Source organism: Lacisediminimonas sp. (genome assembly GCF_030645335.1).
In the GTDB taxonomy this organism is placed as follows: Bacteria; Pseudomonadota; Gammaproteobacteria; order Burkholderiales; family Burkholderiaceae_D; genus Lacisediminimonas.
Window position 1 is genome coordinate 1 of the sequence record NZ_JAUSNH010000104.1, and the last position, 10051, is coordinate 10051.

Below are 10051 nucleotides of genomic sequence, written 5' to 3' on the forward strand. Positions count from 1 at the left end.
CTGGTCATCATCGCACCGGATCATTTCGCGAATTTTTTCATCGACAACATGCCCTCAGCCTGCGTCACCACCGGCGCGTCCTATGTCGGACCGATCGAAGAGTGGCTGGGCATGCCGCGCACCACCATCCCCGGTGCGCCCGGCCTGGCCAAAGCCATCCTGGCCCGTGCATTTGCCAACGACATCGAACCGTCTTTTTCGGAAAGCGTGATGCTCGACCACGGCGTGATGGTGGCGCTCAAGCTGCTCACGCCAGCGCTGGATGTACCGATCGTCTGGGTCATGCAGAATTGCCAGGTGCCGCCGCTGATGTCGCTCAAGCGCTGCCATGCGCTGGGCCACGCCATCCGCGAAGCGATCGACGCCAGCGACCTGCGGGTCGCCGTGCTGGGCACCGGCGGACTGTCGCACGCACCGGGCGCGGCCGAAGCCGATCAGCTCGACCCCGAATTCGACCGCCATTTCCTGTCGCTGCTGGATCGCAATGCAGTGCCGGAATTGCTTGCAATCAGCAATGAACGCCTTGATGCTGCAGGTTTCGGCACCTGGGAAATACGGCAATGGATCACGGCACTGGGCGTGGCGCACGATCGCAAACCGCGCACGCTGGTCTACGAAGACATCCATGCCTGGGACACCGGCTGCGCGGTGGCGCTGTACGAATGATCAGCACCAGGCCAACAGCCGCCGGCAAGGTCGATAGCGGCGCTTATCCGCTGGAGGACAGCATCGGCTTTTTGGTGTCGGTGGCCAGCCGCAAGTTGCTGCGGGTGCTGGACCAGCAGATCGCCGGCCACGGCATTACCAGCGGCACGTTCTTTTACCTGCGCGTGCTATGGCAGGAAAACGGCATCAGCCAGGGCGACCTGGCGCGGCGCGTCAATACCTCGGCACCAACTGCCAATGCGGCGTTGCGCAAGCTGCAGGCAGCCAAACTGGTGGTACTCAACAGCGACCCTGAAGATGGCCGGCGCGTGAGCGTCAGCCTGACCCGCAAAGGGCGCGAGCTGGAAAAAAAGATACTGCCAATCATGGCAGAGACCAACAAGATCCTGTCGCACGGGATGAGCAAGAAGCAGATTGACCAGTTTCGAAAAACATTGGTCCTGTTGCAGGCCAACGCCGAGATTTAGGCATCACCCGCAGTTTCCTCATCCACGTACAAAACAGGGGCCATCCATGGAAAAGAAACAAATCACCCGCAGGAAATTTTTGTCGACGTCGGCCGCAGCAGGCGTTGCCCTGGCTGCACCGGGCCTGATCCAGGCGCAGACGCGCTCGACCGCCCCGATCAAGGTCGGCGTCAACCTGCCGACCTCGGGCGTGTTCGCCCAGGTGGGCCAGAACGCGATCGTCGGCATGAAAATGTACATGGAGTCGATCAAGGGAAAAGCGGCAGGCCGTCCGGTCGAGCTGATCATTGAAGATGAAACCGTGCAGGTCAACGTTGGCGTGGCCAAGGCCCGCAAGCTGCTGGAAAACGACAAGGTCCATGCGCTGCTCGGCGGCGTCGCCACACCGGTCATCTACGCTACCGCGCCGCTGGTCATCAAGGAGCGCACGCCTTACATCATTACCGTTGGCGGCGGCTCCGAAATCACCCGTCCGGCCAAGCGCAACAAGTACACGGTGCGCACCAGTTACAACATCTGGGCCCAGGCGTATCCGTTCGCCAAATGGGTGGCGCAGAACAAGACCAAGAAAGCCTACATTTTTTGCCCTGACTATGCCGCCGGAAAAGAATACGCAGAAGCCTTCCGCGCCGGCTTCACTGAAGCAGGCGGCACCATTACCGGCGAATCGTATGCGCCGCTGGCCTCGCCCGACTTCCTCCCTTTCGTGCTGAAAGTAGCAGAGACCAAGCCGGAAGCCGTGTTCGGTTTCTGGGCCGCCAGCGCCGCCGTGCGCTACCTCAAGGCAGCCGACCAGGTGGGCCTGAACCGCACTGCCCGCTTGCTGTTGTCGGGCTTTGCCTGCGACTACGACTCACTGCCTGAAACCGGCAATGCCTCGATCGGCGCACTGTCGATGCATGCCTGGAACCTGGACTTGCCCAATCCTGAAAACAAGGCATTCGTCCAGAGCTACACCACGCAATTCAAGAAGCCGCCGTCCTACCTGCAGTTGTTTGGCTGGGATGCACTGCGCGCCGTCGTCGCCGCCGCCGAGCGCGTCAAGGGCGACGTCGAGGACAAGGAAAAGTTCGCTGCCGCATTCCGCGGCCTGACTTTCGCCAGCCCGCGCGGACGCATGTCGATCGACGAGACCACCGGCGACGTGGTGCAGGACCTGTACATCCGTGAAACCGTCGCCGGCGGCCGCGAGCTGCCGAAGATGAACGTCATCGCCACCTTGCCCAAGGCTGTCGATCCCTTTGCCAACAAGGCTTGATGCCCTTGCCCCTGCATTTCGAAATGGCCACTGACTGATATGGATTATGTCTTCGTACAACTCCTGAATGGCTTTTCGTTCAGCCTGCTGCTGTTCTTTGCAGCAGCAGGCTTGTCGATTACCTTCGGGCTGCTCAACCTGGCCAACCTGGCGCACGGCGGCTTCTACATGATCGGCGGCTATATCGCGCTGACCGTGCTGGCGGTCACCAAGAATTTCTGGCTGGCGCTGATCATTGCACCGGTGCTGCTGGCGGCGCTGGGCGCATTGATGGAACTGGGGTTCTTGCGCAAGCTGTACCGACGCGACCACCTCGACCAGGTTTTGCTGACACTGGGATTTGCCTATCTGATCTGGGACCTTTCAAACTGGATATGGGGCGGCGACCCCTACCTGCTGCCGGCGCCTTCCGGGCTGGACGGCACCATCAAGATCCTCGGCATCAACTATCCGATGTACCGGCTGGCAGTGCTGGCTGCGGGACTGGTGATGGCCTTGATGTTGCTGTGGGTGGAAGCGCGCACCCGTATCGGCGCCATCATCCGTGCCGGCGTGTCCGACCCGGACATGCTGCGCGCAATGGGCGTGAACGTCAGCCTGGTATTCACGCTGACGTTCTGCTTCGGCGCTGCGCTGGCCGGGCTGGGCGGCGTGGTCGGTGCACCGATCATCGGGCTGTACCGCGACGTCGACTTCGAAGTGCTGATGCTGGCAACTGTCGTGGTGGTGGTCGGCGGACTCGGCTCCCTGCGCGGCACGCTGGCAAGCTGCCTGCTGATCGGCATACTCGACAGCCTGGGCAAAGTCTATTTTCCGGATTTCTCGCTGGTGTCGATTTACATCGTCATGGTTGTCGTACTGATGGTGCGACCGTCCGGCCTGTTCGGCCTCCAACGTTCACACATCTCGGGGCATTGAAATGAAGCGCATCTTGTCTCCTGTTTCCGTATTTGGCGCGGCCCCGAAATTGAGCTTGCTGGTGGCCGACGCCGAAAAGCGGCGCACCAGGCTGGAACTATTGTTGCTGGTATTGCTGGTCATGCCGGTGGTTTTCAAGAGCGGCTATGGCATCACCGTGCTGACCGAAGTGATGGTGTTCGCCATTGCCGCGATGAGCCTGGACCTGCTGCTCGGCTACACCGGCCTGGCCTCGTTCGGCCACGCGACCTTCTTTGGCCTGGGCGCCTACACCGCGGGCCTTTTGGGCGTGCACTATCCGGCGCTGCTGCCGTTCACCTTGCTGGCCGCTGCGCTGGTCGGCGGCGTCGCCGCGTATGGCGGTGCGTACATGGTGCTGCGCTCGTCCGGGATTTATTTCATTTTCCTGACACTGGCGCTGTCGCAGATGGTGTTCGCCATCGCCTTCAAATGGAAATGGCTGACCGGCGGCGACGACGGCCTGTCCGGTGTACCGCGCCCGAGCTTCGGTCCGCTGGACAAGTGGATCGACACCAACGACAACACCGTGTTCTACCTGTTCACGCTGCTGATCTTCCTGCTGTCCTACCTGGCCTTGAAGCGCATCACCACCTCCTCCTTCGGCTCGGTGCTGATCGGCCGCACGCGCATGGAAGCGCTGGGCTACAACACCCAGGCCTATATGGTCGCCGCCTTTGCCATCGCCGGGCTGTTCGCCGGACTCGCCGGCGCACTGTTCGCGCACCAGTTCCACCTGGTGTCGCCGGACCAGTTGCATTGGCAGGCATCGGCCATCCTGCTGGTGATGGTGGTGCTGGGTGGTTCCGGTTCGCTGATTGGCCCGGTCATCGGCGCCCTGATCATCATCCTGCTGCAAAACGTGGTCTCCAGTTATACCCAGCGCTGGCCGTCGATCATGGCGGTGTCGTTCATCGTGGTGGTGCTGTATGCCCGCGGCGGTGTGTGGGGCTACATCAGCAAGCTGGCCAGCCGACGGGGGGCGAAATGAGCGCACTCGTTGCAACCGGCATTTACCGGCGCTATGCCGGCTTCAATGCGCTGGACGACGTCAATTTCACGCTGGCTGCCGGTGAGCGGCGCGCCCTGATCGGCCCCAATGGCGCCGGCAAGTCGACCCTGTTCGATATCCTCGGCGGCCAGCGCGAACCCAGTTCCGGCACGATTACCTTCGATGGCCGCGACATTACCAAAATGCCGGCGCACCAGCGCGCGCTCGACGGCCTGGCGCGCACTTTCCAGCGCAACAACCTGTGCCAGGGACTGAGCGTGCTGGAAAACGTGCGGCTGTCGGTACAGGCCCACAGCAAGGCAAAGCACGACGCACTGCGTCACGCGCGCCGCCACGGCGACCTGATAGAACGCGCCCACGAGGTGCTGGCCAACCTGTCGCTGTCGAACCTGGCGTCCCATCGCGCCGGTGAACTGTCGTATGGCGACCAGCGCAAGCTGGAGATCGCCATGGCGATTGCCGGCGACCCGCGCGTGCTGATGGTGGACGAACCGACCGCCGGCATGTCGCCCGCAGAAACGGCCGAGATGGTCACGGTCATGCAAAAGCTGCCGCGCACCATGTCGCTGTTGATCGTCGAGCACGACATGGATGTGGTGGCGGCGCTGGCGGACCGCACCACGGTGCTGCAAAACGGGGTCGTGATTGCCGAAGGCGACTGGGACGAAGTGCGCAACAGTGAAGTCGTACAGCGCGCGTATATCGGCGGGCAGAGGACACGATAAACATGCTGCAACTCCAATCAGTCAATACGCATTACGGCAGCAGCCACATCCTGCAAGGGGTGGACATGCAGGTCAAGCAGGGCGAAGTGGTGTGCCTGCTTGGCCGCAATGGCGCCGGCAAGACCACCACGGTGTCCTCCATCATGGGCTTTGCCCGCCCCAGCAGCGGCCGCATCCTGTTCAAGGACGTCGACATCACCAACCTGCCGGTTGAAAAACGGGCCCGTGCCGGCATTGCGCTGGTGCCGCAGGGACGGCGTGTGTTCCCGATGCTGACCGTCCAGGAAAACCTGGAAGTGGGCAAACGCGACCTGGCAGGCGGCTGGGACCTGGCGCGCGTCTACGCCATGTTTCCGCGGCTGCGCGAACGGATGAACAATCTGGGCAGCAACCTGTCCGGCGGCGAACAGCAGATGGTCGCGATTGGCCGCGCGCTGATGGCCAATCCGGCGCTGATCCTGATGGACGAACCGTCCGAGGGACTCGCACCCCTGATCATCGAGGAAATGTATCGACACATCGGCCAGATCGCGCGCGAAGGCGCGTCGATCCTGCTGGTGGAGCACAGCCTGGACCAGGCCATCCGCATGGCCAGCCGCATCTACATCATGAACAAGGGATCGATCATGTTTGAAAGCACCGATCCCAACGAACTCACCAAGGAAACCCGGCACCGCTTGCTCGGTGTGGGACACAGCGAATGAAAATCCGTTCGGTACGGGCTCCGCGGGGCATGGTCGGCGCGGGCAATCCGCTGGCCGCCGCAGAAGGGCTGGCGGTATTGCGCGCCGGCGGCAACGCCTTCGATGCGGCCGTTGCAGCCGCAGCAGTACTGGCTGTGGTGTCGCCGCACGAGTGCGGCCTGGGCGGCGATTTGCTGGCCGTGGTGCACCATGCCAAAAGCGGCCAGACCTTTGCACTCAATTCCAGCGGCCGTTCGCCGGGGGCCGCCACGGTAGAGCGCTATCCCGAGGGCATGCCGATGACCGGGGCACGTTCGATCTCGGTGCCGGGCATGGTCGGTGGCTGGGCCGCCCTGCTGGAACGCTATGGCACACGCTCGCTGGGAAGCCTGTTGTCGGGCGCAATCGATTATGCCGAACAGGGCTTCCCCGCTTACGACGACCTGATCGAAAATGCTTCGCAGCGCACCGGATCGATCTTTGCCGACCCGCATTGCAAGGCCCTGTTTTTCCCGAACGACCTTCGCCTGCGCGAAGGCGAACTGATCCGCCAGCGCGCCGCCGGCCAGACCCTGCGACGCATCGCCGCCGAAGGCGCGGCCGGCTTCTATCGCGGCCCGGTGGCGCAATCGATGGCGCGCACGGTGCAGGCCGGCGGCGGCCTGCTCGACGTCGCCGACCTGGCCGCATTCGAGCCGCTGTGGCAGGAGGTAATGGATGCGCATTTCGGCGCGCACCGGATCTGCACCATGCCGCCGGCTTCATGGGCCACGGCCATGCTGCTGCAATTGTCCCTGATGGAGCAGGAAGGCATCGCGCCGCTGGCCGATGAAGCGCAATTCATCCTGCAGGGCATCCGCACCCGCCGCCGCGCCTATGAAATGCTGGAAGGCTGCATCGCCGATCCCGACACCGTCGGCGACCAGGCGCGCATGGTGCTGGCGCGCCACCGGCAGGGGATGGCTGCTGCACAGGCGGCGACGGCGCGGCAGGAAGGCATGCACGGCACCGACACCAGCAATGTGATCGCGGTGGACAGCCAAGGCAATGCCGTGTCGCTGCTGCAAAGCGTGTTCGTCCCGTTCGGCTCTGGCGTGCTCGATGCGCAAACCGGCGTGCTGTTCAACAACCGCATGCGCGGTTTCAGCACCCGCGCCGGCGACCCCAATTGCGTGGCGCCGGATAAGCGCCCGGCGCAGACCCTGACCCCGGTGCTGGTGATGAAGGATGGCCAGGCATGGCTGGCTTGCGGCTCTCCCGGCGGACCGGGCCAGACCGGCACCATGGCGCAGTTTGCCGCCCGCCTGCTGTTCTACGGCCAGTCGATGGCCGAGGCGATTGCCACGCCGCGCTGGTCCAAGACCCTGGTCGGCGACTTCATCCTGGAAGACACCGCCAGTGAAGCGCTGCAACAGGCGGTGCTGGCTGTCGAGCCGCAGATCAAGATCACGCCGTGGGGCTCGGTCAACTATGGCTCCATCGTGGCCGTCATGCGTGACGGCGAAGGCTGGGCGGGCTGCGCCGACACCCGTCGCAATGCCGCCATGCACGGTTTTTGAGTTTGCAACGGAGCCACCGGACCTGTCACCACCCATCAGCAACACCCCGGACAGGGGAACAGCGGCAACCCGATCCTGACCAGCAGGATCACGGCCACTCCCCTGCCCTGCCAACCCACACCAAGGAATCGATATGAGCGGAAAAATCGACGCACACCTGAAGCAGATCGGCATTGAAATACCGGCTGCCGGCCCGGCCGCCGGCAATTACGTCAACTTCGTCATCAGCGGCAACCTCGCCTACATCGCCGGTTCGGTGCCGATCGAAAACGGCGAGCGCAAATTCATCGGCAAGGTCGGGCGCGAGTTCAGCATCGAACAAGGCCAGCAGGCGGCCGAACTGGCGGCGCTGAACATGCTGGCACGGCTCAAGCAGGCTTGCGGCGGCGACCTCGACCGCGTGGTGCGCTGCGTGCGCCTGACCGGTTACGTCAATGCACCCGACGACTTCACCGAGCAGCCCAAGGTAATCAACGGCGCTTCGGACCTGATGGTCAAGGTATTTGGCGACGCCGGCATCCATGCCCGCACCGCGGTGGGCGTCGCGTCCCTGCCCTTCGGCGTCGCCGCCGAAGTGGAAGGCATCTTCGAAATTCGCTGATCGCCATGCCTGCCCAGACAACATCAAACGACACGGCAACGCCGGCTTACCGACGCGACCCGCCTGGCCCGGCGCGCGGCGCTATCGTGGTCGTGCATGAAATATTCGGCCTGACGCCGCATATCAAGTCACTGTGCGACCGCCTGGCTGCCGCCGGCTACATTGCCATCGCACCGGACCTGTTCGCCGGTCAGCTCGATGGCGGCTTCCTGCCGTATTCACCGGACGGCAAAAAGGCCGGTATCGGCATCAAGAACCGGCTAGGCGAAGAAGCGATGGCAGCGCAGATTGCGCAGTGCGCGGCGCAACTTGGCGCGCAGCACAAGCTTGCCGTGATCGGCTTTTGCCTGGGCGGCACGCTGGCCTGGCTGTGCGCTGCTGCGCCGGGTGTTGCCTGCGTGGCCGGCTATTACAGCGTCGGCCTGCCGCGCCACCTGGGGCTGCAGCCGCAAGTGCCGGTGCTGATGCACTTCGGCCTCCATGATGCCTCCATTCCCGCCACCGACATTGCCGCCATGCGCAGCGCCCATCCGACTGTGGAAATCCATGAGTACGACGCCGGCCATGCATTCAACCGTGACGACGATGCTGCGCACTACCAGCAAGCCAGCGCCGACGCGGCCTGGCAGCGAACCATGACATTTTTCGACCAACACCTGAGGGCGACACCGTGAAGCGACTAACAGGCAAGGCGATCCTCGTCACCGGCTCGGCCCGCGGCCTGGGCCGTGCATTCGCCGAACGCTGCGTGCAGGAAGGCGCAGCCGTGGCGCTGATCGACGTGCTGGCCGATGCCGGCGAAGAGACCGCGCGCACCCTTGGCGCGACCGGCGCCGATGTTTTTTTCCGTCGCTGCGACATCACCCGGGCCGACGAACTGGCCGCGCTGGTGGAGCAGATACAAGCGCGCTGGGGCCGGCTGGATGGCCTGGTGAACAATGCGGCGCTGGCCACCGGACTGGCCGGCAAGACCTTCGACCAGATTGACGAAGCCAACTGGGACCGGGTATTCCAGGTCAATGTCAAAGGCACCTGGCAGGTCAGCAAGGCAGTGCTGCCGCTACTGAAGGCGGCCGGCGAAGCACGCATCGTCAACCTGGCATCCGACACCGCAATCTGGGGCGCGGACCTGTTCATGCACTATGTCGCCAGCAAGGGGGCGATCATTTCGATGTCGCGCGCGATGGCGCGCGAACTGGCGCCCTTCAACATCACGGTCAACACCATTGCGCCAGGACTGACGGAAACCGAAGCGACCGCATCGGCGCCGGAGCGGCGCTGGAAACAATATCTCGATGCGCAACTGGTCAAGCGCAGCCCGGTGCCGGAAGATATCGTCGGCGCCGCAGCCATGTTGCTGTCGGCCGATGGCAGGTTCATTACCGGCCAGACCATCGTCATCAATGGCGGCATGACCTTGTCCTGAACACCAGTGGCGCTTTTCCCCGCGCCGCGCTTACCCGCCAATATGCCGGCCGCAGCAATGCCAAGGCGATGGCAGAACCCGAACCAATCATGAATTCCCACACCGTTAAAGTCAGCCGCAAAGTCCAGGAAGCCGAAGATATCTTTTCGTACGAGCTGGTGCGCGAGGATGGTGCGCCGCTGCCGGCATTTGCCGCCGGCGCGCATATCGACGTGCAGGTCAGTGACAAGCTGGTGCGCCAGTACTCGCTGTGCAACGATCCGGCGGAACGGCATCGCTATGTGATCGCCGTACTGCGCGACCCGGCGTCACGCGGCGGCTCGGTGGCCATCCATGACGACATCCGGCAAGGCGACCTGATCAGCATCAGCGAGCCGCGCAATTTGTTTGCGCTGGTGCCGGCGCCGCGCACCCTGCTGTTTGCCGGTGGCATCGGCGTTACCCCATTGCTGGCGATGGCGGAGCAACTGGCGCAATCGGGCGCGGACTTCCGCCTGCATTACTGCACGCGCTCGCTGGCGCGCACCGCCTTTCGCCAGCGCATTGCCGCCTCCGGCTACGCGCAGCGCGTGCAGTTCCATCTTGACGACGGCGCACCCGCCCAAAAGCTCGACCTGCAGGCGGTGCTGGCCACGCCCGATCCAGGCACCCACTTGTACGTATGCGGCCCTGGCGGCTATATTGACTATGTCACCAATACGGCGCGCAGCCTGGGCTG

12 protein-coding genes are annotated in these 10051 nt (G+C 63.7%); all 12 read left to right on the forward strand.

What is annotated here, in order from left to right:
* Positions 1-666, forward strand: a 666-nt coding sequence (locus Q7T64_RS07270; RefSeq protein ID WP_304793541.1) for a hypothetical protein, incomplete at its 5' end; no start/stop codon positions are given.
* Entirely contained in the window at positions 663-1133 is a 471-nt protein-coding gene (locus Q7T64_RS07275) for a MarR family winged helix-turn-helix transcriptional regulator (protein ID WP_304793543.1), read from the forward strand. The genes Q7T64_RS07270 and Q7T64_RS07275, both read left to right, overlap by 4 nt.
* Positions 1134-1179: 46 nt before the next feature.
* Positions 1180-2391 (forward strand): ABC transporter substrate-binding protein, encoded by a 1212-nt coding sequence (locus Q7T64_RS07280; protein ID WP_304793546.1) that lies wholly within the window; start codon positions 1180-1182, stop codon positions 2389-2391.
* Between the two features lie 39 nt (positions 2392-2430).
* Positions 2431-3309 carry a branched-chain amino acid ABC transporter permease gene (locus Q7T64_RS07285; RefSeq protein WP_304793549.1) on the forward strand — a complete coding sequence of 293 codons (879 nt, stop codon included), beginning with the start codon at positions 2431-2433 and terminating at the stop codon, positions 3307-3309.
* Position 3310: 1 nt separating this feature from the next.
* On the forward strand, positions 3311-4318 hold the full coding sequence (locus Q7T64_RS07290) for a branched-chain amino acid ABC transporter permease (RefSeq protein ID WP_304793552.1): 1008 nt from the start codon (positions 3311-3313) through the stop codon (positions 4316-4318).
* Positions 4315-5064, forward strand: coding sequence for an ABC transporter ATP-binding protein (locus tag Q7T64_RS07295; protein WP_304793555.1), 750 nt, complete (start codon positions 4315-4317; stop codon positions 5062-5064). The genes Q7T64_RS07290 and Q7T64_RS07295 overlap by 4 nt, the downstream gene beginning before the upstream one ends.
* Before the next feature lie 2 nt (positions 5065-5066).
* A complete protein-coding gene (locus Q7T64_RS07300) occupies positions 5067-5768 on the forward strand; it encodes an ABC transporter ATP-binding protein (protein WP_304793558.1) in 702 nt (233 codons plus the stop codon).
* Positions 5765-7306: a gamma-glutamyltransferase family protein gene (locus Q7T64_RS07305; protein WP_304793561.1), complete on the forward strand. Its 1542-nt coding sequence runs from the start codon at positions 5765-5767 to the stop codon at positions 7304-7306. The genes Q7T64_RS07300 and Q7T64_RS07305 overlap by 4 nt, the downstream gene beginning before the upstream one ends.
* A 133-nt stretch (positions 7307-7439) precedes the next feature.
* On the forward strand, positions 7440-7907 hold the full coding sequence (locus tag Q7T64_RS07310) for a RidA family protein (protein WP_304793564.1): 468 nt from the start codon (positions 7440-7442) through the stop codon (positions 7905-7907).
* Between the two features lie 5 nt (positions 7908-7912).
* Positions 7913-8581 (forward strand): dienelactone hydrolase family protein, encoded by a 669-nt coding sequence (locus Q7T64_RS07315; protein WP_304793567.1) that lies wholly within the window; start codon positions 7913-7915, stop codon positions 8579-8581.
* Positions 8578-9333: an SDR family NAD(P)-dependent oxidoreductase gene (locus tag Q7T64_RS07320; protein ID WP_304793571.1), complete on the forward strand. Its 756-nt coding sequence runs from the start codon at positions 8578-8580 to the stop codon at positions 9331-9333. The genes Q7T64_RS07315 and Q7T64_RS07320 overlap by 4 nt, the downstream gene beginning before the upstream one ends.
* An 89-nt stretch (positions 9334-9422) precedes the next feature.
* Positions 9423-10051 (forward strand): ferredoxin reductase (locus Q7T64_RS07325; RefSeq protein ID WP_304793574.1); only part of this gene is annotated, 629 nt, incomplete at its 3' end.